At 73.0% G+C, this 22,701-nt stretch carries 20 protein-coding genes; 14 read left to right on the top strand and 6 right to left on the bottom strand.

Translation table 11 applies throughout. The annotated features are described in order from the left end of the window. The first annotated feature begins 98 nt into the window (after nucleotides 1-98). Nucleotides 99-758, top strand: coding sequence for a hypothetical protein (locus ACFP3R_RS26590; RefSeq protein WP_380639482.1), 660 nt, complete (start codon nucleotides 99-101; stop codon nucleotides 756-758). Between the two features lie 38 nt (nucleotides 759-796). Here the strand turns inward: ACFP3R_RS26590 and leuS are convergent, their stop codons facing one another. Then, entirely contained in the window at nucleotides 797-3,574 is a 2,778-nt protein-coding gene (leuS, locus tag ACFP3R_RS26585; RefSeq protein ID WP_380639480.1) for a leucine--tRNA ligase, read from the bottom strand. A gap of 236 nt (nucleotides 3,575-3,810) precedes the next feature. Between leuS and ACFP3R_RS26580 the strand changes: the two genes are divergently transcribed. After that, nucleotides 3,811-4,218 carry an SdpI family protein gene (locus tag ACFP3R_RS26580; RefSeq protein ID WP_380639478.1) on the top strand — a complete coding sequence of 136 codons (408 nt, stop codon included), beginning with the start codon at nucleotides 3,811-3,813 and terminating at the stop codon, nucleotides 4,216-4,218. A 171-nt stretch (nucleotides 4,219-4,389) separates the two neighbouring features. Here ACFP3R_RS26580 and ACFP3R_RS26575 read toward each other — a convergent pair whose 3' ends face one another. After that, nucleotides 4,390-4,971: a YqgE/AlgH family protein gene (locus tag ACFP3R_RS26575; RefSeq protein ID WP_380639476.1), complete on the bottom strand. Its 582-nt coding sequence runs from the start codon at nucleotides 4,969-4,971 to the stop codon at nucleotides 4,390-4,392. 337 nt (nucleotides 4,972-5,308) lie between these two features. Between ACFP3R_RS26575 and ACFP3R_RS26570 the strand changes: the two genes are divergently transcribed. Next, nucleotides 5,309-6,610 carry an MFS transporter gene (locus ACFP3R_RS26570; protein WP_380639474.1) on the top strand — a complete coding sequence of 434 codons (1,302 nt, stop codon included), beginning with the start codon at nucleotides 5,309-5,311 and terminating at the stop codon, nucleotides 6,608-6,610. A gap of 17 nt (nucleotides 6,611-6,627) precedes the next feature. Here ACFP3R_RS26570 and ACFP3R_RS26565 read toward each other — a convergent pair whose 3' ends face one another. Both ACFP3R_RS26565 and ACFP3R_RS26560 read right to left on the bottom strand, forming a co-directional pair. Further along, nucleotides 6,628-6,885: a helix-turn-helix domain-containing protein gene (locus ACFP3R_RS26565; RefSeq protein ID WP_380639472.1), complete on the bottom strand. Its 258-nt coding sequence runs from the start codon at nucleotides 6,883-6,885 to the stop codon at nucleotides 6,628-6,630. A gap of 90 nt (nucleotides 6,886-6,975) precedes the next feature. Then, complete coding sequence (locus ACFP3R_RS26560; protein ID WP_380639539.1) at nucleotides 6,976-8,625, bottom strand: CCA tRNA nucleotidyltransferase; 1,650 nt, start codon at nucleotides 8,623-8,625, stop codon at nucleotides 6,976-6,978. Between the two features lie 13 nt (nucleotides 8,626-8,638). Here ACFP3R_RS26560 and ACFP3R_RS26555 point away from each other — a divergent pair, with 13 nt between their 5' ends. The 9 genes from ACFP3R_RS26555 to ACFP3R_RS26515 all read left to right on the top strand — a co-directional run bounded on the left by ACFP3R_RS26555 (nucleotide 8,639) and on the right by ACFP3R_RS26515 (nucleotide 19,090). Then, nucleotides 8,639-9,247, top strand: coding sequence for an NUDIX hydrolase (locus ACFP3R_RS26555; RefSeq protein ID WP_380639470.1), 609 nt, complete (start codon nucleotides 8,639-8,641; stop codon nucleotides 9,245-9,247). Next, nucleotides 9,244-11,634 (top strand): DUF6049 family protein, encoded by a 2,391-nt coding sequence (locus ACFP3R_RS26550; protein WP_380639468.1) that lies wholly within the window; start codon nucleotides 9,244-9,246, stop codon nucleotides 11,632-11,634. The genes ACFP3R_RS26555 and ACFP3R_RS26550 overlap by 4 nt, the downstream gene beginning before the upstream one ends. An 11-nt stretch (nucleotides 11,635-11,645) precedes the next feature. Next, a complete protein-coding gene (murJ, locus tag ACFP3R_RS26545) occupies nucleotides 11,646-13,268 on the top strand; it encodes a murein biosynthesis integral membrane protein MurJ (protein ID WP_380639466.1) in 1,623 nt (540 codons plus the stop codon). Nucleotides 13,269-13,305: 37 nt separating this feature from the next. Next, the gene (locus ACFP3R_RS26540; protein ID WP_380639464.1) at nucleotides 13,306-14,835 is read left to right on the top strand and encodes a protein kinase family protein; all 1,530 of its coding nucleotides are present in this window, start codon (nucleotides 13,306-13,308) and stop codon (nucleotides 14,833-14,835) included. A 91-nt stretch (nucleotides 14,836-14,926) separates the two neighbouring features. Continuing rightward, complete coding sequence (gene sigM, locus ACFP3R_RS26535) at nucleotides 14,927-15,544, top strand: RNA polymerase sigma factor SigM (RefSeq protein ID WP_380639462.1); 618 nt, start codon at nucleotides 14,927-14,929, stop codon at nucleotides 15,542-15,544. Next, complete coding sequence (locus ACFP3R_RS26530) at nucleotides 15,541-16,320, top strand: anti-sigma factor family protein (protein ID WP_380639460.1); 780 nt, start codon at nucleotides 15,541-15,543, stop codon at nucleotides 16,318-16,320. Before sigM ends, ACFP3R_RS26530 begins: the two co-directional genes overlap by 4 nt. A gap of 102 nt (nucleotides 16,321-16,422) precedes the next feature. After that, nucleotides 16,423-17,415, top strand: a complete 993-nt coding sequence (gene trxB, locus ACFP3R_RS26525; RefSeq protein ID WP_380639458.1) for a thioredoxin-disulfide reductase — start codon at nucleotides 16,423-16,425, stop codon at nucleotides 17,413-17,415. Between the two features lie 28 nt (nucleotides 17,416-17,443). Beyond that, complete coding sequence (trxA, locus tag ACFP3R_RS26520; protein WP_380639456.1) at nucleotides 17,444-17,770, top strand: thioredoxin; 327 nt, start codon at nucleotides 17,444-17,446, stop codon at nucleotides 17,768-17,770. Nucleotides 17,771-17,941: 171 nt separating this feature from the next. Continuing rightward, nucleotides 17,942-19,090, top strand: a complete 1,149-nt coding sequence (locus ACFP3R_RS26515) for an N-acetylmuramoyl-L-alanine amidase (RefSeq protein ID WP_380639454.1) — start codon at nucleotides 17,942-17,944, stop codon at nucleotides 19,088-19,090. Between the two features lie 53 nt (nucleotides 19,091-19,143). On the opposite strand, the gene ACFP3R_RS26510 is transcribed toward ACFP3R_RS26515, so the two are convergent. Together ACFP3R_RS26510 and ACFP3R_RS26505 are read right to left on the bottom strand one after the other, a co-directional pair. Further along, a complete protein-coding gene (locus ACFP3R_RS26510) occupies nucleotides 19,144-19,368 on the bottom strand; it encodes a hypothetical protein (protein ID WP_380639452.1) in 225 nt (74 codons plus the stop codon). Nucleotides 19,369-19,599: 231 nt separating this feature from the next. After that, on the bottom strand, nucleotides 19,600-20,238 hold the full coding sequence (locus ACFP3R_RS26505; RefSeq protein ID WP_380639450.1) for a GNAT family N-acetyltransferase: 639 nt from the start codon (nucleotides 20,236-20,238) through the stop codon (nucleotides 19,600-19,602). A gap of 144 nt (nucleotides 20,239-20,382) precedes the next feature. On the opposite strand from ACFP3R_RS26505, the gene ACFP3R_RS26500 reads away from it, so the two are divergent. Further along, entirely contained in the window at nucleotides 20,383-21,717 is a 1,335-nt protein-coding gene (locus ACFP3R_RS26500) for an aminotransferase-like domain-containing protein (protein ID WP_380639448.1), read from the top strand. A gap of 15 nt (nucleotides 21,718-21,732) precedes the next feature. Further along, on the top strand, nucleotides 21,733-22,677 hold the full coding sequence (locus ACFP3R_RS26495) for a D-alanine--D-alanine ligase family protein (protein WP_380639446.1): 945 nt from the start codon (nucleotides 21,733-21,735) through the stop codon (nucleotides 22,675-22,677). Nucleotides 22,678-22,701 lie beyond the last annotated feature (24 nt).

The following is a 22,701-nucleotide window of genomic DNA, read 5'->3' as shown; positions in this document are numbered from 1 at the left end:
GACTTCCGGGCACACCTGCTGGTCCGTTCGAGGGCTTTTCCCCGATCGGGCGCAACCGGACCGCGAGGAACGGGGTTGCATGGGGCGACCGAAACGACGTGGCGACCCCGGGGCGGATCATCGTGGGCTCGAACAAGGGATCGGGCGGCGGAGGCGTCGCCCTGGTCGCCGCGGTGCTGGTCGTCCTGGCCGGGGCCGGCGGCGCGGGCGGCGCGGCGCTGAACTCGGGCGCGGGCGGCGCCGGTGGCGTGGCGCCCGTGACCAGCGTCGGCGTGCTCAAGTGGGACGCGAAGCGGTCGGCCCGCGGCGGCGACACCGAGGGCGCGATGCGGCACCTGGGCGTGCGCATCGACAAGCAGGCGCTCAAGCAGGAGCCGGACTGCCTGGAGAACTCGTTCGGCGAGGTCCGGAACTTCTTCGCGCGCAACCCGTGCACGGCCCTGGACCGGCTGCTGCTGGCCGTGGGCGACGGGGCGGGCAACGCCTCGGTGGTGTCGGTCGCGTGGGTGACGTTCCCCGGCCGCAACCAGGCGCGGCAGTTCGACCGGGTGATCGGCTCGCACGGCTCGGGCGACGTGCGGCCCCTCAGCACCGCGCTGACCGGCATGGCCGAGGTGTCGTTCACCGCCGCCCACTACTGGTCGGAGATCCGGGACACCACGATCGCCATCGCCGAGGCGGAACCGGCGGCCGGGTCGGTCGACCCCGAGCTGCTCGACGCGCTGGCCGAGGTCGCCGCCCAGCTACCGCGGCCGTGACGCACCGGGGCGGGTCCGGCGGACCCGCCCCGACCACCTCACAGCACCAGGTTCACCAGCCGGCCGGGCACCACGATCACCTTGCGCGGCTCGCCGCCGTTCAGCAGCTCGACCACCTTCTCCTCGGCCAGCGCCGCCGCCCGGACCTCGTCCTGCGACGCCGACGCGGCGACGACCACGCGGGCCTTCACCTTGCCGTTGACCTGGATCGGGTACTCCACGGTGTCCTCGACCAGGTAGGACTCGTCCGCGGCCGGGAACGGGCCGTGCGCCAGCGACTCGCCGTGGCCCAGCCTGGCCCACAGCTCCTCGGCCACGTGCGGGCTCAGCGGGGCCAGCATCAGCGCCAGCGGCTCGGCCAGCGCGCGCGGCGCCCCACCCGGGAAGTGCTTGGTGACGTGGTTGTTCAGCTCGATCAGCTTCGCGCCCGCCGTGTTGTAGCGCAGGTTCGCGTAGTCGTCGTGGACGCCCGCGATGGTCTTGTGCAGCAGGCGCAGCGCGTCCTCGCCCGGCTCCCCGTCGGTGACGCGCAGCTCGCCCGTGGCCTCGTCGACCAGGTTGCGCCACAGCCGCTGGAGGAACCGCTGCGCGCCGACGACGTCCTTCGTCGCCCACGGCCGCGACACGTCCATCGGGCCCATCGACATCTCGTACAGCCGGAACGTGTCCGCGCCGTACTTGTCGCACATCTCGTCCGGCGTGACGACGTTCCTCAGGCTCTTGCCCATCTTGCCGTACTCGCGGCGCACCTCCTCGCCCTCGAAGAAGTACCGGCCGTCGCGCTCCTCCACCTGCTCGGCGGGCACGGGGGTGCCGCGCGGGTCGCGGTACGCGTACGCCTCGATGTAGCCCTGGTTGAACAGCCGCCGGTACGGCTCGTCGGCGGACACGTGGCCCAGGTCGAACAGCACCTTCTGCCAGAACCGCGCGTACAGCAGGTGCAGCACCGCGTGCTCCACGCCGCCGATGTACAGGTCGACGCCGCCCGGGTCGTCCGCCCCGTGCTCGGCGTCGCGCGGGCCCAGCCAGTACCGCTCGTTCTCGGCGTTGACGAACCGCTGGTCCTCGGTCGGGTCCACGTACCGCAGCTGGTACCAGCACGAACCCGCCCAGTTGGGCATGGTGTTGGTCTCCCGGCGGTACCTCTTCGGGCCGTCGCCCAGGTCCAGCTCGACGGTCACCCAGTCCTCGGCGCGCGACAGCGGCGGTGACGGCTCGGAGTTCGCGTCCTCCGGCTCGAACGTGCGCGGCGAGTAGTCGTCCACGTCCGGCAGCTCGATCGGCAGCATCGACTCCGGCACGGCGATCGGCGTGCCGTCCTCGTCGTAGACGATCGGGAACGGCTCGCCCCAGTACCGCTGCCGGGAGAACAGCCAGTCGCGCAGCTTGAACTGCACGGTGCCCTCGCCGCGGCCCTGCCCCTCCAGCCAGGCGATGACCTGCCGCTTCGCCTCGTCCACGCCCAGGCCGTCCAGGAAGCCGGAGTTGATCGCCGGGCCCTGGCCGGTGAACGCCTCGCCCTCGAAGTCCTCCGGCGGCTGGACGGTGCGGACGACCGGCAGGTCGAACGCCTTGGCGAAGTCCCAGTCGCGCTGGTCCTGGCCGGGCACCGCCATGATCGCGCCGGTGCCGTAGCCCATCAGCACGTAGTCCGCGACGTACACGGGCAGCCGGGAGCCGTTGGCCGGGTTGGTGGCGTGGGCGCCGGTGAAGACGCCGGTCTTCTCCTTGTTCTCCTGCCGGTCCAGCTCGGACTTGCGGGCCACCTCGCGCCGGTAGTCCGCGATCTCCCCGGCCCGCTCGGGCGCGGTGATGACGTCGACCAGCGTGTGCTCCGGGGCCAGCACCAGGTACGTGGCGCCGAACAGCGTGTCGGGGCGGGTGGTGAAGACCTCGATGTCGTGCTCGCCGACGGCGAAGCGCACGCGCGCGCCGTGGGAGCGGCCGATCCAGTTCCGCTGCATCGACTTGACCTTCTCCGGCCAGTCCAGCCGCTCCAGGTCGTCGATCAGCCGGTCGGAGTAGGCGGTGATCCGCATCATCCACTGGCGCAGGTTGCGGCGGAACACCGGGAAGTTGCCGCGCTCGCTGCGGCCGTCCGAGGTGACCTCCTCGTTCGCCAGCACGGTGCCCAGGCCGGGGCACCAGTTCACCGGCGCCTCGGACAGGTAGGCCAGGCGGTGGCGGCCCAGCAGCTTCTGCCGCTCGGCGCCGGTCAGGTCGGCCCACGGCGCGCCGCCGGTCTCGCGCTCACCGGAGGCGAACTCGGCCTCCAGCTCGGCGATCGGCCGGGCCCGGCGCAGCCGCGCGTCGTACCAGGAGTTGTAGATCTGCAGGAAGATCCACTGGGTCCACCGGTAGTAGGCCGGGTCGATCGTGGAGATGCGGCGGCGCTCGTCGTGGCCCAGGCCCAGCCTGCGGATCTGCCGCAGGTAGGTCTGGATGTTGTCCTCGGTGGTCTTGCGCGGGTGCTGGCCGGTCTGCACGGCGTACTGCTCGGCGGGCAGGCCGAAGGCGTCGAAGCCCATCGTGTGCAGCACGTTGCGGCCGTTCATCCGGTGGTACCGGGCGAAGACGTCCGTGCCGATGAAGCCCAGCGGGTGGCCCACGTGCAGGCCGGCGCCCGACGGGTAGGGGAACATGTCCTGCACGAACAGCTTGTCCGCGGGCACGTCGCCCTGGAGCGGACCGACCGGGTTGGGCGCGTGGAAGGTGCCCTGCTCCTCCCAGCGCTGCTGCCACCGCTGCTCGATCTCGCCGGCCAGTTCGGCGGTGTAGCGGAAGGCGGGCTTCTCGTCCGCCGCGTCGGTGCTCATCGGGATGTCCCTCTCCATCGGTACCTGCCCCTGACATGACGAAACCCCCCAGCCCTGTTCCGGGCATGAGGGGTTGCCGCGCCGACCTGGCCCTGCGAGGTCTGCGCGGCTAACTAAGGAGCAGGCGGGCCTTGCTCATGCCTCCCACGGTATCAGCGCGGCGCAAGCGAACTGCAACGAACCTCACGTCGGGGTTGGTTCGGGCGGGGGCGGGGGTGCGGCCTACCCTCGTCAGGGTGAACATCCTGCTGGCTGTGGTGCTCGGTCTGGTCGGTGTCGCCTTCGCCGCGATCGGCTCGCTGGGCCTGCGCGGGCGGCTGCGCCGCAACCCCCTCGTCGGCGTGCGCACGAAGGCGGCGCTGCGCGACGACGAGGCGTTCGCGCTGGCCAACCGGGTCGCCGGGGTGCCGAACGTGGGTGCGGGCGCGGTCGCGCTGGTGTGCGGCGTGGTCGTGCTGTTCGCCCCGACCCCGGCGACGGCCCTGGTCGTGAGCCTGATCGGCCTGGTCGGCGCCGTGGCCCTGGCGGTGGCCGGCGGCCTGGCGGGTCACCGGGCGGCCGCGGCGCTGCCCGAGCCGGAGCCGGCCGGCGGGTGCGGCGGCTGCGCCTGCGCCGGCGCCTGCAACATCCTGACCAAGGCTTAACCCCCGCGAGTCGTACCTACAGACCTCGCGAGTCGTACGTCCAGGACCCCCGAATTCAGTGTTCGCGACCCCTCCCGGGGGTTCTGAACGTTGAACTCGGGGGTCCTGGACGTACGACACGGTGGTCCTGGACGTACGACTCGCGGGGTCTGGACGTACGACTCGCGCGGGTCAGTTGCGGCGGATGTCGGTGGGGTAGGTGGCCAGCAGGGCGTTGGGCAGGCCCTGGCGGCGGAGGACGCGGCCCCACAGGTCGACGTTCGGCGGGGTGAGGACGTCGTCCGGCAGGCCCTTGACCACGATCCAGTCGCCGCGGGAGACCTCGCCCGCCAACTGGCCCTCGCCCCAGCCCGCGTAGCCGACGAACACGCGCAGGCCGCGCACCTTCGGCGCGAGGGCGTCCGGGTCCGCGTCCAGGTCGACCAGCGCCACCGGACCGTGCACGCCAACCACGCCTTCGAGTGAACCCATGTCCTCGCCGGTGCGCAGGGCCGCGAGGCACAGCGCCGTCTTCTGCTCCACCGGGCCGCCGATGTAGACCGCCTGCGGCCGGGTGACGTGGGGCCCCCACGCGGGCAGCACGTCGTCGACCGCCACCTCGCTGGGCCGGTTCAGCACGACGCCGAGGGTTCCCCCGTCCCGGTGGTCGATGACGTAGACCACCGTGCGGCGGAAGTTCGAGTCGGTCAGGCTCGGTGCCGCGACCAGCAGGGAACCCGGTTCGACGTCGACATCAGGGCGCACGATGAGCATGATCCCAGATCCGCTGCGACGCACTCGGCGGGGAACATCCGGGTTACCGTTGTCGTTGTACGACCCGTCAGGCGCCATCGAGTCCCCCGGGCCCACTCAAAACCGCCTTCGCGGAATACCGTCCGGCTGGAGCCGCGCAGCGCGAAGCGCCGAGAGGCGACCGGGCGCCTGGCACCGGGGGGGCGGGGCGGCGAGGGGGCGGGGCCCGAAAGGGTCCGGCCTTCGCGGTTTTCCCCGGCGGTCGTGCGCCACGACCGCCCCGCGGTCCGCTGCCACCGGGCCACCGGGCCGGCGGACCGACCGGGACCAGGCCGACGAGAGGCAGAGGCTCAAACTCGTGACCACCGCCGGGAGCACCGCGGCACAGCACCACCTCGGCACCCGCAGGCTCCTCGCCGCGGCGCGGTTCCGCAGGCTGCTGGCCTCCCGGCTGGCCGCCCAGTGGGGCGACGGCCTGTTCCAGGCGGGTCTCGCGGGCGCGGTGCTGTTCAACCCCGAGCGCCACGCCGACCCGCTCGCCGTGGCCGCCGGGTTCGCCGTGCTGCTGCTGCCGTACTCGGTGGTCGGCCCGTTCGCGGGCGCCCTGCTCGACCGGTGGGACCGCCGCCGGGTGCTGGTGGCGGCGAACCTCACCCGCGGCCTGTTCGTCGTGCTCACCGCCGCCGCCGTCGCCCTCGGGCTGGACGGCGTGCCGCTCTACGCGGCGGCGCTGCTGGTCACCGGGGTGAGCCGGTTCGTCGGCTCGGGCCTGTCCGCGTCCCTGCCGCACGTGGTCGACCAGGACCACCTGGTCGAGGCCAACGCGTTCGCCGCCACGCTCGGCGCGCTGGCCGCCGTGACGGGCGCGGGCTGCGCGGTCGCGCTGCGGGGCCTGTTCGGCGCGGGCGACGGCGGTTCGGCGTCGACCACGGCGTTCGCCCTGCTGGGCTCGCTGCTGGCCGCGTGGCTGGCGTCCCGCTTCCGGCCCGGCGCCCTGGGCCCCGACGAGGTGGTGGAGCCCGATCGCACGGCCACCGCGGTCGCCAGGGGCCTGCTGGACGGCGCGCGGGCGGTCTGGCGGACGCCGAGCGTGGCGGCGGCGCTGCTCGCGCTGCTCGCGCACCGGGCCGCGTTCGGCGCGTCGCTGCTGCTCACGCTGCTGCTGATGCGCAACACCTTCACCGACTTCGGCCCGTTCAAGGCGGGCATGGCCGGGCTGGGCGAGGTCGCCGTCGCGGGCGGCGCGGGCATCCTGCTCGCGGGACTGGTCACCGACCGCCTGGTGGACGTGCTGGGCCGGCGCGGCGCGGTGTGCGCCGCGCTGCTGCTGGCCGCGGTCACCCAGCTGGGGCTGGGCCTGCCGATGCTGCTGCCGACCACGCTGGCCGCGTCGTTCCTGCTGACCTTCGCGGGCCAGGTGGTGAAGCTGTGCGTGGACGCGGCCGTGCAGGGCGACATCGGCGACGAGGTCCGCGGCCGGGTGTTCGCCCTGTACGACACGCTGTTCAACGTCATGCAGGTGGCCGCCGTCACCGCCGCGGCGGCCGTGGTGCCCCTGGACGGCCGGTCGGCCGGCCTGGTGGTCGCCGCGACGGTGGCGTACCTGCTCGGTCTCGCCGGTTACCTGCTGCTGAGCAGGCGGGGGACGGCACCGGGGTGACGTCCCCCGCGCCGGGCTCAGCGCGGCAGCGGCAGGCGGATCATCCCCGTTTCGTGGGCGTAGACCACCGCGGCCATCCGGTCGCGCAGGTTCAGCGCTCTCAGGATCTCGACGACCACCACCCCCACCTGGATGTGGCTGATCGCCAGCACCCGCGCTATCTCGTGATCGGCCAACCCGCGGGCCAGGCACCGCAGCACCGCCCGCTGCCGATCGGTCAACGTTTCCGGCCCCTGCACCCGGGTGCCCCCCTCGGACAATCCCCAAGCGTTCATGCGACACCACCCCCAGTGCGCGTCTGACGCACACAGTCATGGTCCCGCAACGGGCTGTCACTGGCCAAGGGAAACGACCCGGATAGGTCATCAAGGGCAACCGGTTGGCGGCTCCACACCCTCCGCCCGCGCCCACGCGAGCAGTTCCGCGACGGCCTCGTCGTGGTCGAGCGGCCCCCGGTCGAGGCGCAGCTCCTTGAGGAACTTCCACGCCCGGCCGACCAGCGGGCCCGGCGGGAGGCCGAGCAGCCGCATGATCTCGTTGCCGTCCAGGTCGGGCCGGACGCGCCGGAGGTCCTCCTCGGCGGCGATCCGCTCGATGCGGCGCTCCAGGTCGTCGTAGGTGCGCTGGAGGGCGTTGGCCTTGCGCTTGTTGCGGGTGGTGCAGTCGGCCCGGACGAGCTTGTGCAGGCGCGACAGCACCGGGCCCGCGTCGGTCACGTACCGGCGCACCGCCGAGTCGGTCCACTCCCCGGTGCCGTAGCCGTGGAAGCGCAGGTGGAGGTACACCAACTGGGCGACGTCCTCGGTGATGTCCTTGGCGTACTTCAGGGCGCGCAAACGCTTGCGGACCATCTTCGCGCCGACCACCTCGTGGTGGTGGAACGAGACCCCGCCGCCCTCCTCGAACCGCCGCGTGCCCGGCTTGCCGATGTCGTGCAGCAGGGCCGCGAGGCGCAGCACCAGGTCCGGCTCGGGCCCGTCCTCCAGGTCGATCGCCTGCTCCAGGACCACCAGGGAGTGGTGGTAGACGTCCTTGTGCTGGTGGTGCTCGTCGATCTCCAGCTTCATCGCGGGCAGCTCGGGCAGCACGACGTCGGCCAGCCCGGTGTCGACCACGAGCTCCACGCCCGCGCGTGGGTGCTCGCCGGTGAGCAGCTTGGACACCTCGACCTGGACGCGCTCGGCGGTGATGCGGCCGAGCTCGCCGGCCATCGCGGTCATCGCCTCGCGGACGCGCGGCGCCACCCGGAAGCCCAGCTGGGAGACGAAGCGGGCGGCGCGCAGCATCCGCAGCGGGTCGTCGGAGAACGACTCCTGCGGGGTGGCCGGCGTGTCCAGGACCCGGTCGCGCAGCGCCCCCCGGCCGTCGGTCGGGTCGATGAGCACGCGGTTGACCACGTCGTAGGCCATGGCGTTGACGGTGAAGTCCCGGCGGACCAGGTCGCCCTCGACGGTGTCGCCGAAGGTCACCTCGGGGTTGCGGCTGACGCCGTCGTAGGTCTCGGCGCGGAACGTGGTGACCTCGACGGTCCGCCCGTGCTTGGTCGCGCCGACCGTGCCGAACGCGATGCCGGTGTCCCAGATCGCGTCCGCCCAGCCCTTGAGCAGGGCGGTGATCCGGTCGGGCCGGGCGTCGGTGGTGAAGTCGAGGTCGCCGGACAGGCGCCCGAGCACGGCGTCCCGCACGCTGCCGCCCACCAGGTAGAGGCGGTGACCGGCCGCGTCGAAGCGGGCGGCCAGCTCTTCGACGACGGGTGAGGCGCTCAGCAGTTCCACCACGGCATTGTCCTGCCCGGTGGGGCTGGGTGCGGTGGGGACGTTCGATCCGGACACGGGGAGCCAGGGTACTGGGCGCGCGCCCCTCGCCCGAACGAGATCGCGTCGCCCACCGGGCGCCGGGGACCGCGCGACCACCACGCGACCTCCCCGGGCCGATCCGGGCCCGCGACCGGCGGGGCCGAGCGTGAACGACCCTGTGCAACATGACCGCCACGCCCCGTAATCGCTGGTCCGCATTACGATCGGGACCATGCCCCAGTCGTCCGGTCGCTCCGGCGGTCCCAAGCCGAGGCGCCGCAACCGGCGCCGGGGCCGTCGGCTGAAGACCGTCGACGAGACCTCGGCGGGTGGGCTGGTGCTGGACTTCCAGCGGCGCGCGGCCGCCGTCATCGGGCGGCTGGACCGGCGCGGGCGCCTGCTGTGGTCCCTGCCCAAGGGGCACATCGAGGCCGGTGAGACCGCGGAGCAGACCGCGGTGCGCGAGGTCGCCGAGGAGACCGGTATTCATAGCAGGGTGCTCCGGCCGCTGGGTTCGATCGACTACTGGTTCGTCGCCGAGGACCGGCGGGTGCACAAGACCGTCCACCACTTCCTGCTGGAGGCGCTGGGCGGTGAGCTGTCCGACGAAGACGTGGAGGTCACCGAGGTGGCGTGGGTGCCCCTTGGCGAACTGGACGAGCGGCTCGCCTACGCGGACGAGCGCCGGCTGGTGCGCCGCGCCGCCGAGCTGATCGCCGAGCGCGACAGCACGCAGCACGACAGCACGCAGCACGACAGCACCCGGTGCGACGGCGCCGGGTACCAGAACACGGGGTACCGCACGACCGGGTACCGGACGGATGGAGCGGAGTCGGCGTGAAACGGCTGCTGGCCGCACTCGCGGTGGCCGGGTTGGTCATGGTCACCTCACCCGCGCACGCGGCGCCCCAGGACGGCAGGCTGCCGGTCCGACCGGCCCCCGCCACCCAGGTGTGGGCCACCCGGGCGGTGACCGGCCAACCCGGCCAGCAGTCGCAGGTCTACCTGCGCCTGGACGTGGAGGACCTGCACCCGCGGGTGGTCACGGCGGGCACGGACTCGGTCCGGATCCGCGGCAAGGTCGTCAACGTCGGCGACCGGTTCATCGAGGACATCGAGCTGCGCCTGGAGCGCGGCGAGGCGCTGACCGACGAGGCCGACGTCCGCCAGGCGCTGCGGGAACCCGCCGACGCGGAGTTCGTGCAGCCCTCGTTCACCCCGATCGTGGACCGCCTGGAGCGGGACGAGTCCAAGCCGTTCGAGCTGACCGTGCCGCTGCGCGGCGCCGGCCGGACCTCGCTCCAGGTCGAGGAGCCGGGCATCTACCCGATCCTGGCCAACATCAACGGCACCCCCGACTTCGGCGGCCGGGCCCGGCTGGCCGCGCTGAGCACGCTGCTGCCGGTCCTGTCGGTGCCCGGCGGCGCGCCGCCCGCGCCGCCCGCGAACCCGGCCAAGGTCACCGTGCTGTGGCCGCTGGCCGACCGGCCGCGGATCGCCGGCACGAACCCGACCGTGCTCACCGACGACGAGCTGGCGGACTCGCTGGCCATGCGCGGTCGCCTGTGGGGCCTGCTCAAGGGCTACCAGTCGGCGTTGAACAGCCGGCTGGGGCAGGGCGTGTGCCTGGCCGTCGACCCGGACCTGCTGCGCACGGTCGCCGCCATGGCCGAGGGCTACGAGGTGCGCGGCCAGGGTGCGGGCCGGGGCGAGGGCGAGGCCGAGCTGTGGCTGTCGCAGCTGAAGCTGTCGGCGAGCGGCCGGTGCGTGATCGCGCTGCCGGACGCGGGCGCGGACGTGGTCGCGCTGTCCCGCGCCCGGCTCACCGACCTGGGCCGGCTGGCGCTGGCCGGCGCGGACGTCGTGCGAGAGGTGCTGGAGGTGCAGCCGACGGAGGGCCTGACCTGGCCCGAGGACGGCGTGCTCGACCAGCAGGCGCTGGACGACCTGGTCGCGGGCGGCGTCACCTCGCTCGTGCTCGACCAGTCGGCGGTGGCGGGCACGCCCGGCACCGGGCCGGTCCGGCTCGACGCGGGCGACCCGGGCGACAGCCCGGACGACGGCGACGGCACCCCGAAGAGCACCCCGGCCACCACGCCGGCCGCCCCCGCCGACGGCACCACCGACCCCGCCGCCGACCCCGACCCCGGCAGCCCCGGGGACGGGAACGCCGCCGCCGAGGACCGGACCGTCAAGGCCGTCCGCATCGACGGGATGGTGTCCGACGCGCTCCGGGGCGCGGCGGAGACCCGGCCGGTGGCGGGCGTGACCACCCCGACCGAGACGCGCCCGGTGTCGGTGCAGAACGCGCTGGCCGCGCTGACCTTCCGGACCGCCTTCCAGAGCACCGGCCAGCACGTGGTGCTCGCGCCCCCGCGCCGCTGGAACGCGCCGAACGGCGAGGTGGAGACCCTCATCCGCACGACGGAGTCCCTGGTCGGCGACGGGTTCGCCACGCCGGTCGGACTGGGCTCGCTGCTCGCGGGCACGCCCGAGCAAACGGCCGCCCTGAGCTACCCGGTCGAGTCGGGCGCGCGCGAGGTGCCGCCCGCGGTGACCGCCGAGGTGGCCGCCTCCTGGGACGAGGTGCGGCTGCTGGCCGACTCGATGAGCCAGCAGGACGCGGCCTCGGCCGAGCCCGCCGACCTGGTCGACCCGCTGCGGCTGGACCTGCTGCGCGCGGTGTCCGGGGCGTGGCGCGGCAACGAGGCCGGCGCGCGCACCGCGCTGGCCGTCGGCCGCGAGCAGGTCGACGGGCTGCTGAGCCAGGTCACGGTCACCGAGCCGAACAGCCCGATCCTGCTCGGCTCCGGGGACAGCCCGATCCCGCTGTCGGTGAAGAACCGGCTGGACGTGCGGGTGACCGTGCGGGTGGTGATCGAGGACACACCGGGCATCGACGCCCGGGACGAGCAGGTGTACCAGCTGCCCGCGCGCGGCGACCGGCTGGTGCCCGTGCAGGTGGAGGTGCAGCGGTCCGGGCGGTTCCCGGTGCACGTCCGGCTGGTCACGGCCAGCGGGGTCGAGCTCGGTGAACGGGCCCGGTTGGAGGTGTCGTCCTCGGTGTACGGGACGATCACCGTCGTCATCACCGGCTTGGCGGGCGCCGCGCTGGTCCTGCTGTCCGCCCGGCGCATCTACCGCCGGGTGCGGGCGGCGCGGGCGGCCGCCGTGCGGGTGCCGGACGACGCCGGCGGCATCACGCCGGAGAAGTCGAGCACGAGTTGAGCGGAACAACGGTGACCCAGCAGGAACAGCAGCAGAACGCGCCGTCGCTGGCCCGTGCCGGCGGCTCCATGGCCCTCGCCACGATCGTCAGCCGCGCCTCGGGACTGCTGTCCAAGCTGCTGCTGGTCTCGGTGATCGGCATCAACGTGCTCAACGACTCCTACCAGGTCGCGACCACGCTGCCCACGATGATCAACGAGCTGCTGCTCGGCGGCGTGCTGACCAGCGTGGCCATCCCGCTGCTGGTGCGCGCCGAGAAGGAGGACGGCGACGGCGGCGAGTCGTACGCGCAGTGGCTGATCACCATGGCCGCGGTGGTGCTGGGCATCGGCACGGCCATCGCGATCGCCTGCGCGCCGCTGCTGACCGCGCTGTTCATCGACTCCTCGTCGGACGCCAACCCGGCGCTGGTCACCGCGTTCGCCTACCTGGTGCTGCCGGGCATCGTGTTCTACGGCCTGTCCGCGCTGCTGGGCGCGATCCTCAACACCCGGAACGTGTTCGGCCTGCCCACCTGGGCGCCGGTGCTGAACAACGTCGTGGTGATCGTGACGCTGGCCGTCTACTGGGCGGTGCCGGGGGAGATCTCGCTCGACCCGGTCCAGATGGGGCAGCCGAAGCTCCTGGTCCTGGGCCTGGGCACGATGGCGGGCGTGGCGCTCCAGGCGCTGGTCCTGCTGCCCGCGATGCGGCGGACCGGGTTTCGGTTCCGCTGGCGCTGGGGCTGGGACCGCAGGCTGGCCGAGTTCGGCGGGCTGGCGTTCTGGGTGCTGCTGTACGTGGCGCTGGGGTTCGTGAGCATGGTCGTGCTGACCCGCGTCGCGACCAACGACAAGGGCGCGATCACCGTCTACAACATGCAGTGGCTGATCGCGCAGGTGCCCTACGGCGTGCTGGGCGTGTCGCTGCTGACCGCGCTGATGCCGCGGATGAGCCGCGCGGCGGCGGCGAACGACACGGGCGCGCTGGTCGGCGACCTGTCGTTCGGCAACCGGATGTCGGCGATCCTGCTGATGCCGTTCAGCGCGCTGCTGACGGTGGCCGGCGTGTCGATCGGCCTGGCGGTGTTCGCGCACGGCGAGTCCGGGGTCGAGGGCGGCGAGGCGATCGGCACGGCGCTGGCGCTGTCGGCGTTCGGCCTGGTCCCGTACGCGATCACGCTGCTCCAGCTGCGCGTGTTCTACGCGTTGAAGGACGCCCGGACGCCCACGGTGATCCAGGCCGTCATCGTGGTGGCGCGGATCGGGCTGCTCTACGCGTTCCTGGAGTTCTCGCCGCCGGACAAGCTGGCCGTGGGCGTGTCGGTCGCGATGTCGCTGAGCTTCGTGGTGGGCGCGCTGGTCGGCCAGGTGTGGCTGCGGGTCCGGCTGGGCCGGCTGCGCACGGGCTACACGGCGTGGACCCTCTGCCTCACGGTGGTGGCGTCGGCGATCGCGTTCGGCGCGGCCACCGGTCTCGCCTGGCTCGCCGTCCAAGGACTGGGAATCGAATCCCGCGTGACGGGCGCTTGGGTGGAGCTCGTGATCCAGGGCGCGGTGGGCCTGCCGCTGAGTTTCGCGCTGCTGGCGCTGTTCAAGGTGCCCGAGGTGAAGCCCGCCCTGGACAAGATCAGTCGTTTGGTGGGCCGTCGGTGACCGCTGCGGTGCGCCCCGTTCCCGTACTCTCAGGGCCGTGAGCAGCGGCCCGATCCAGAACACCTCGCTGGTCCCCGGCGGGGTGATCGGTGGCGGCCGCTACCGGCTGCTGGAAGCGTCCGGAGTGGACCGCCGGTGCGACGCGGAGCTGTGGCGGGCCCGCGACGGGCAGCTCAACCGGGACGTGGCGCTGACCGTCCTGGTGGGCAACCCGGCCGACCAGGCTTCGGTGGCGCGCGCCAAGCGGATCACCGAACGCGCCACGCACGCGGCCAGCTTCACCCACCCGGGCGTCGCCCGGGTGATCGACGTGCTCACGCCCGGTGCCGGGATTCAGCTCGGTGACGGCATCCTCGGCATCGTCGTGGCCGAGTGGACCCAGGGCTCGGAGCTCGTGGCGCTGATCGCCAAGGGCCCGCTCCAGGCGGGCGCGGCGACCAGGCTGCTGGAACCGCTCGGCGCCGCCATCGAGGGCGCGCACCACGCGGGCCTGGTGCTGGGCGCCGACCACCCGCAGCGCATCCGGGTCACGCCGGACGGCCGGCTGCGGCTGGCGTTCCCCGGCCCGCGCCCGGACGCGATCGCGCGCGACGACGTGAAGGGCCTCGGCGCGGTCCTGTACCTGCTGCTCACCGGCAAGTGGGCGCTGCCGGGCGGCCCGGAGAGCGTGCCGGTGGCCCCGACCGGGCCGGACGGGGCGGTGCTCGCGCCGAGCGCGATCCACCCGTACGTGCCGCACGAGCTGTCGTCGGTGGCGGTGCGCAGCCTGGAGGACACCAGCGTCGGCGGTATCCGGACCAGCGCGGCGATCCTCCAGGTGCTCGACCAGATCTCCTCGTCCGAGGCGCAGACCGCGATGATCGACCCGGTGCCCGGCGGCGACGCGGACGACGGCGCGGTGTGGACCACGCAGCGGCCGGTGCGCGGCAAGGAGCAGAAGCGCAAGCTGATGATCAGCGTGGCCGTGCTGGCGGTGGCCACGCTCGGCGTGATCGCCTGGCTGAGCTTCCAGATCGTGAGCTTCTTCAGCGACGAGCCGACCGGCGGCGGCGGGCCGACCGTGGTGATCGGGCAGTCGGCCGAGCCGGGGCAGAGCGGCCAGCCGGCGCCACCCGCGCCGCGGCCGGCGGGACCGGTGCAGCCCGCGTCGGTCGGCGTGTACGACGTGACCAACCAGCCGGACAACGCCAACCGGTCCAGCCGCGCGGCCGACGGCAACCCGACCACGGTGTGGCAGACCGAGAACTACTTCCAGCCGTTCCCGGCGCTCAAGCCGGGGATCGGGCTGATGGCGGGCTTCGCCGAGCCGGTCAAGCTGGCGTCGGTGACCATCACCTCGCCCAGCGAGGGCACGGTGGTGGAGATCCGGGTGGCCGGGGCGCCGGACGCGCCGCTGGAGGAGACGAGGGTCATCGGGACCGCGACCCTGTCGGCGGGGCAGACCCAGATCCAGCTGAACGACCACGACCCGGCCCAGCACGTCCTGGTGTGGGTGACGAAGCTGGCGGGCAGCGGCCGCAACAACAAGTCGGAGATCGCGGAACTGGTCTACACGCGGGCCCAGTAGGCCCGCTGACCGGCGTGCCCGACCGCGGTGGGCGCGCCTCCCCGCACGGGTGATCGGACCGCGCCGGGGCAGCACCGATACCCTCTTTCGCGTGACCGCCGCAGCCAGCTCGGACGCAGCCCTGATCGCGGCGCACGCCGCCGGTGACCCGCACGCCTTCTCGGAGCTGGTGCGCAGGCACCGGGACCGGATGTGGGCCGTCGCCCTGCGCACCCTGCGCGATCCCGAGGAAGCGGCCGACGCGTTGCAGGAGGCGTTCATCTCCGCCTTCCGGGCCGCGGGCAGCTTCCGCGCCGAGTCGCAGGTCACGACGTGGCTGCACCGAATAGTGGTGAACGCCTGCCTGGACCGGATGCGGCGGCGACAAACCAGACCGACCGTGCCGCTGCCCGAGGCCGGTCCCGGCGAGCCGGTCGCGCCGCGCGACGCGATGGCCGAGCGGGAGACCCGGCTGATCATCCGGGACGCCCTGAACGAGCTGCCGGAGGAGCAGCGCGCCCCGATCGTGCTGGTCGACGTGGAGGGCTACTCGGTGGCGGAGACCGCGCGGATGCTCGGCATCGCGGAGGGAACCGTGAAGTCGCGCTGCGCCCGCGGGCGGGCGAAGCTGGCCAAAGTTCTGGGGCACCTCCGGAACCAGGGTGCAGATGCGAACGTCCCAGGAAACGATGTGCAGGTGCAACAGGGACGTCAGTGGGAGGAACGATGACCGGCAATGCGCGGCGTTCGGGGCCGCCGTGGTCCGTCGACCTGCTGGCCGATCTGCACGCCGGGGTCCTGGACCCCGGCACCGAAGCCGAGCTGCGCCCCCTGGTCGAGGACGACCCCGAGGCGCGGGAGGTCCTGGCCGCGCTCGACGCGACGCTGCACGACCTGCGCGGACTGCGTGACGCGCCGCCGATCCCGATGCCGCGCGAGGTGGCCGAGCGGATCGACGCGGCGCTGGCCCAGGAGGCCCGCCGGGCGGCCGAGGAGTTCCGCCCCGCCGCGCCGGTGCTCGACCTCGCCGCCGCCCGCGCCAAGCGCAACAAGCGCCTCGGCCTGGGCGCGGGCGTCCTGGTGGCGGCCGCCGCGGCGGTCGGCATCGCCGTGCTGACGGTGCCCCGGGACAACAGCGCCACCGACAGCGTGGCCGGGGCGACGCCCTCGAACCCGCCGGTCACCGCCAGCGGGGGCCCCGGTGACGCGCCGCCCCTGGCGGTGCGGGACGAGAACTTCGGCCCGGTGTTCGGCGACGTGCTCAAGGCCCAGAACTACGGCCCGCTGGAGAACCAGGACCAGCTGGCCGGGTGCCTGGCCGGCGCGGGGATCACGGCGGGCAAGCCGCTCGGCGTCAGCCCGATCTCGCTGGACGAGAAGCCGGCCGTCATGGCGATCCTGCCGGGTGGCTCGCCCGGCGCCTACCGGATCGTGGTGGTCGACCCCGACACGTGCGGCCCGGACAACCCCGACGGCGTGCTCGCCAACAGCACCATCGAACCGTAGTCCAGCTCACCCGACCGGTGCGGAATTACCGCACCCTACGATCCGTTGAGCGAAGAGCCGGGCCGGGTGACCCCGGTCCGGGACGACTTACGGAGGTCGAGGGTGTCGGACGTTCGGAACCTGATCATCGTCGGATCGGGGCCCGCCGGGTACACCGCGGCGGTCTACGCGGCACGCGCCCAGCTCGAACCGCTGGTGTTCGAGGGCTCCCAGTACGGCGGCGCGCTGATGACCACCACCGAGGTCGAGAACTACCCGGGCTTCCGCGACGGCATCATGGGCCCGGACCTGATGGAGCAGATGCGCGAGCAGGCCAAGCGCTTCGGCGCCGAGCTGCGCGCCGAGGACGTCGACGCCCTGGAGCTCGACGGCCCGGTCAAGCACGTCACGGCCAACGGCAAGCGCTACTCGGCGCGCGCGGTCGTGCTGGCCATGGGCGCGGCGGCCCGCTACCTGAACGTGCCCGGTGAGCAGGAGCTGCTCGGCCGCGGTGTGTCGGCCTGCGCCACCTGCGACGGCTTCTTCTTCCGCGACCAGGACATCGCGGTGGTCGGCGGCGGCGACTCGGCGATGGAGGAGGCCACCTTCCTCACCAAGTTCGCCCGTTCGGTCACGATCATCCACCGCCGCGAGGACTTCCGGTCCTCCCGGATCATGCTGGAGCGGGCGCGGAGCAACGAGAAGATCAAGTGGCTGCTCCACGCCGAGGTCGTCGAGGTGCTGGGCGAGAACTCGGTGTCCGGGCTGAAGGTCCGCGACACCCGGACCGGCGAGGTGGGCGAGCACCCGTTCACCGGGTTCTTCGTCGCCATCGGCCACGACCCGCGCAGCTCCCTGGTCGCGGACCAGGTCGAGCTGGACGACGAGGGCTACGTCCAGGTCCGGGGCCGCACGACGCACACGAACCTGGACGGGGTGTTCGCCGCGGGCGACCTCGTCGACCACACCTACCGCCAGGCCATCACCGCCTCCGGCTCGGGCTGCTCCGCCGCGATCGACGCGGAGCGCTGGCTCGCCGAGCACGGTGAGGCGGAGGCCGCGGTCACCGCCGAGCACGTCGGCGGCGGCTACGGCGAGCCCGTCACCACCAGCTGAACCCCACGCCGAAGAGGAGAACAACACAATGGCAGGCTCCACCGTGGTCACGTCCGCGCAGACGTTCACCGAGGACGTGCTGACCAGCGAGAAGCCGGTCCTGGTCGACTTCTGGGCGACCTGGTGCGGCCCGTGCAAGATGGTCGCCCCGGTCCTGGAGGAGATCGCCGCCGAGCACGCCGAGAAGATCACCGTGGCGAAGCTCGACATCGACGCGAACCCCTCGATCGCCCGCGACTACCAGATCATGTCGGTGCCGACCATGATCCTGTTCCAGGGCGGTCGCCCGGTGAAGCAGATCGTGGGCGCCAAGCCGAAGGCCGCGCTGCTCAGGGACCTGTCCGACGTGCTCTGAAGCAACCGTTCGAGTGACCCGTCCGTCTTCTTCCGGGAAGGGGCGGGTCACTCGTTCGTGGAGCAGTAACCACACGCAGTAGCCCCGCGAGTGGGCGCCGGTTGAGCAAGGCACAATGAGGCGTCAAGTTCCGCGTCGACACCCGTCGGCGCCTAGTTGAGCGAGGGGTGCATGCCGCTACTCCGCCGCGGGGATTTCGGACCGGACGTCGCCGAGGTCAGGGCCACGCTGACCAAGCTCGGCCTGCTGTCCGATCCGCAGCCGTCGCAGGTGTTCGACCTCCCGGTCGAGCACGCCGTGCGAGCGTTCCAGCAGCAGCGGGGTCTCATCACCGACGGTGTCGTCGGTCCGGCCACCTACCGCGCGCTGCGCGACGCGACCTACCGGCTCGGCGACCGCCCGCTCGCGTTCCTGATGGCGCAGCCGGTGACCGGTGACGACGTCTCCGCCCTCCAGGAGCGCCTGCTGGAGCTGGGCTACGACGCGGGCCGCGCGAACGGCGAGTTCGGCCAGCAGACCGAGCAGGCCCTGAAGAACTTCCAGCGCGACTACGGCCTCGTCTCCGACGGCATGTGCGGGCCGGACACGGTGCGCGCGCTGCGCCAGCTCCAGCCCAAGGTGCGCGGCGGCCGGCCGGTGTTCCTGCGCGAGCAGGAGCGGGTCCGGCGGGCCGGGCCGAGGCTGTCGGGCAAGCGCATCATCATCGACCCGGGCCACGGCGGCGAGGACCGCGGTGTCGTGGTCGACGGCGTGTCCGAGGCGGACCTGATGCTGGACCTGGCCAGGCTGCTGGAGGGCAAGATGGCCGCCACCGGCATGGAGGCCCTGCTCACGCGGGGTCCGCGCAACAACCCCGACGAGGGCGAGCGGGCCCGGTTCGCCAACGAGGCGGGCGCCGACCTCATCCTGTCGCTGCACGTCGACGCCAACCACTCGCCCCTGGCCTCCGGGGTGGCGACCTTCCACTTCGGCAGCACCGGCGGCGCGGGCACCACGTCCACCGTCGGCGAGGCGCTGGCCGGGATCATCCAGCGCGAGATCGTGGCCCGGACCGGGCTGCCGGACTGCGGCGCGCACGCCAAGACGTGGGACATGCTGCGGATGACCCGGTGCACGGCGGTCCGCATCGAGGTCGGCTACCTGACCAACCCCGGCGACCGGCAGCGGCTGGCGAACCCGTCGTTCCGGGACGTGGTGGCCGAGGGCATCCTGGTCGCGGTAAAGCGGCTGTACCTGCTGGGCAAGGACGACCAGCCCACGGGCACCTTCACCCTGGACGACCTGGTGCGGCACGAGGTGGCGTTCGGCCAGGCGCGCTGAGCACCCCGGGGCCGGCGGGCACCCCTCGGGGTGCCGCGCGCCGGCCCCGGGCCTCACCAGCCGCCGAGGGTGTCCAGGACCCGGCCCACCGCGTCCTCGTCGTCCGCCCGGTTCTGGGCCCGCAGGTCGAGCATGAGGTCGGTCAGCTCGTCGGCCAGGAGCTCGGCCGGGACGCCCCGCGCCTGCCAGTCCTCCAGCATCCGCTGGAGCCGCTGGAAGTCGCGCCGACCCTCGACCTCCGCGAGCACTTCGCGCTGGATCTCCGCCCCGGTGTCCACGGAAGTCGATCTTATTGAGGACGCGGGGGCCCGCTGTCCGCCAGGTGGGTCACATGCCCGCGGCGCGGTACTCCGCCGAGAGGTCGGCGCCTCCCGCACCCTCCCGGGCGTGCTCCCGACGGAGGTCACGTACGCGGAACCGGGCCTCGCGTCCGCCTCCGCCCCGCGCATGTGCGGGCACATGCGCGTACGTCAACGCGCGGGAAGAGGACCGCAGGAGGAACGGGCAGTTCAGGCGGGACGGAGGCTCGGCTCGGCGACCGGGGCGGTCGACACCGTCACGGAGCCGAGCAGCCGCTCCAGCGCCGCCTCGACGTCTTCCTTCCACGAGGACGCGCTGCGCAGCTCCAGCCGCAAACGCGGCCAGCGGGGGTGCGGCCGCACGGTCTTGAAGCCCACCTGGAGCAGGAAGTCGGCCGGCGTCACGCAGCTCTGGCCCTCGTCCGGGCGGTTGTCGCCGAACGCCTCGATCGCCTTCACGCCGCGCCGGGTCAGGTCCTTCGCCACGGTCTGCACCAGCACCCGGCCGAGGCCGCCGCCGCGGAACTCGGGCAGCACCTCCAGGCCGGTCATCAGCACCGCGTCGGGGCTGGCGGGGGAGGTGGGGAAGGCCAGCGAGCGGGGCACGGCCGCGGGGGGCGCGTAGAACACCGAGCCCGCCGGGATGCCGTCGCAGTAGATGATCCGACCGCACGAACCCCATTCGAGCAGGACGCTGGAGACCCATGCCTCCTTCTCGAACTCGGTGTCGCCGAACTCCTCGGCCTGCTCCTTCAGGTGGGGCGCGAGCTCCCAGAAGACGCACGTGCGGCTGTGCTTGGCCAGGTGCTCCAGGTTGTCCAAGGTGACGCCCACAACACGACGCGACACCCCGACCTCCAAGCCCCCGGCGGACACCCCGTACGAGGATATGCGGTTGTGACCCCGGCCCGGAAGGCAGATGCCCCGAACGGGACGGCCGTTACACTCGGGCGGGAACATACCCGCCGGTAAATCCACCAAACGGAGTTCCCCGTGAACCTACCCGATCAGCCCCCGAAGCAGGGTGCCAGAAGTCTCGACCCCCACCTGCGCCGATACGCGGCGCGGACGGCGGGCATGACGGCATCGGAGATCCGGGCGCTGTTCGCGGTGGCGAGCCGGCCGGAGGTGGTGTCCCTGGCGGGAGGGATGCCCCACCTGGCGGCGCTCCCGCTCGACTCGCTGAGCGCCGAGGTGGGCGACCTGATCGCCACCGAGGGCCTGGTGGCCCTCCAGTACGGCAGCGCGCACGGCGTGCCCGAGCTGCGCGAGCAGATCTGCGAGGTCATGGCCCTGGAGGGCATCAAGGCCCACCCGGACGACGTGGTGGTCACCGTGGGCTCCCAGATGGGCCTGGACATGGTCACCCGCATCTTCTGCGACCCGGGTGACGTGGTGCTGGCCGAGGGTCCGTCCTACGTGGGCGCGCTCGGCTCGTTCGCCGCCTACCAGGCGCAGGTCGTGCACGTGGCCATGGACGCGGACGGCCTGGTGCCGGAGAACCTGCGCGAGGCGATCGCGGCGGTCGGGCGGGCCGGCCGGCGGATCAAGTTCCTCTACACGATCCCGAACTTCCACAACCCCGCCGGCGTGACGCTCGCCGTCCAGCGCCGGGCGGAAGTCCTGGAGATCTGCCGCGCCCACGGCATCCTGGTGGTCGAGGACAACCCGTACGGCCTGCTGGGCTTCGACGGGGTCACCTACCCGGCGCTGCGGTCGACCGACCCGGACAACGTGGTCTACCTCGGCTCGTTCTCCAAGACCTTCGCCGCCGGCCTGCGGGTCGGCTGGGTGCTCGCGCCGCACGCCGTGCGGGAGAAGCTGGTGCTGGCGGCCGAGTCGGCCACGCTGTGCCCGCCCACGCTCAACCAGATGATCGTGTCCCGCTACCTGGCCACCCAGGACTGGAAGGGCCAGATCAAGACCTACCGCGAGGCGTACCGCGAGCGGCGCGACGCGGCGATCTCCGCGTTGGAGCAGCACATGCCGCTCGGTTCCACGTGGAACAAACCCAGCGGCGGGTTCTACGTGTGGATCACCGTGCCCGAGGGCATCGACACCAAGGCCATGCTGCCGCGGGCCGTCACCCAGCGCGTCGCGTACGCGTCGGGCACCGGCTTCTACGCCGACGGCCTGGGCAGCCGCCAGCTGCGCATCTCGTACTGCTACCCGACGCCGGAGCGCATCCGCGAGGGCGTGCGGCGGCTGGCGAACGTCATCAAGGACGAGGTGGAGCTGCACGAGACGTTCGGCCCGACGCCGCCGAACCGCGCCGTCGAGTCGCGTTCTTCCGGGGGTCCCCAGACCCCGTCGCCCGACACCGCCTGATCAGGAGAAGAGACGTTGTCCAACCGCTGGGTCGCAGTGCTGTCCGGTGGCCTTTCGCACGAGCGGGAGGTGTCCCTGCGGTCCGGTCGCAGGCTCTCCGCGGCGCTGCGCTCGGTCGGTCTGGTCGTGGAGGAGTGGGACGCCGACGCGAACCTGCTCACCCGGCTGAAGGAGCACCGGCCGGACGCCGTGGTCGTGGCGCTGCACGGCGGCGAGGGGGAGAACGGGTCGGTGCAGACGATCCTGGAACTCCTCGGCGTGCCGTTCGTCGGCACGGACCCCCGCGCGTGCCGCCGGGCGTGGGACAAGCCGACCGCCAAGGGCGAGGTGGCCCGCGCGGGCCTGGCCACGCCGGAGTGGGCCGTGCTGCCGCACGCGACGTTCCGGGAGCTGGGCGCGCAGCCCGTGCTGGACGCGATGGTCGACCGGCTCGGGCTGCCGCTGATGCTCAAGCCCGACCAGGGCGGGTCGGCGCTGGGCGCCCGGGTGGTGCGGGACGCCGCCGAGCTGCCCGCCGCGATGGTCGGCTGCCTCGCCTACGGCGACACGGTGCTGGCGGAGCGGTACGTGGAGGGCGTCGAGGTGGCCGTGGCGGTCGTGGACGGCCCGGACGGGCCCTTCGCCCTGCCGCCGGTGGAGGTCGTGCCGGAGAGCGGCGTCTACGACTACACCGCCCGGTACACCGCGGGCCTGACCGACTTCCACGCGCCGGCGCGGCTGGACGAGAAGACCGCGCAGGCGGTCGGGGAGCTGGCGGTGTCGGCGCACCGGCTGCTGGGTCTGCGCGACGTGTCGCGGACGGACGCCGTCGTGGCGCCCGACGGCACGGTCCACTTCCTGGAGGTGAACGTCTCGCCCGGCCTGACCGAGACCTCGCTGCTGCCGATGGCGGTCGAGGCGGCCGGCCGGTCCCTCGGGGAGATCTACGCCGGTCTGGTCGAGCGCGCGGTGGCTCGCTGACGATCCCGAAAAGCCGATTGCGGC

Origin of the sequence: Saccharothrix lopnurensis, from assembly GCF_042658445.1 — a bacterium.
Classification (GTDB): Bacteria; Actinomycetota; Actinomycetes; order Mycobacteriales; family Pseudonocardiaceae; genus Actinosynnema; species Actinosynnema lopnurensis.
The sequence above is the reverse complement of the archived record's forward strand: the minus strand, read 5'-3'. Positions and strand labels throughout refer to the sequence as shown.

Coding starts and splice junctions, on each gene's coding strand:
- ACFP3R_RS26575 (WP_380639476.1), bottom strand. CDS start 4,971: ATGCTCATCGTGCGCCCTGATGTCGACGTCGAACCGGGTTCCCTGCTG.
- ACFP3R_RS26555 (WP_380639470.1), top strand. CDS start 8,639: ATGCCCCAGTCGTCCGGTCGCTCCGGCGGTCCCAAGCCGAGGCGCCGC.
- ACFP3R_RS26530 (WP_380639460.1), top strand. CDS start 15,541: ATGACCGGCAATGCGCGGCGTTCGGGGCCGCCGTGGTCCGTCGACCTG.
- ACFP3R_RS26560 (WP_380639539.1), bottom strand. CDS start 8,625: ATGCGGACCAGCGATTACGGGGCGTGGCGGTCATGTTGCACAGGGTCG.
- trxA (WP_380639456.1), top strand. CDS start 17,444: ATGGCAGGCTCCACCGTGGTCACGTCCGCGCAGACGTTCACCGAGGAC.
- ACFP3R_RS26515 (WP_380639454.1), top strand. CDS start 17,942: ATGCCGCTACTCCGCCGCGGGGATTTCGGACCGGACGTCGCCGAGGTC.
- leuS (WP_380639480.1), bottom strand. CDS start 3,574: ATGAGCACCGACGCGGCGGACGAGAAGCCCGCCTTCCGCTACACCGCC.
- ACFP3R_RS26565 (WP_380639472.1), bottom strand. CDS start 6,885: ATGAACGCTTGGGGATTGTCCGAGGGGGGCACCCGGGTGCAGGGGCCG.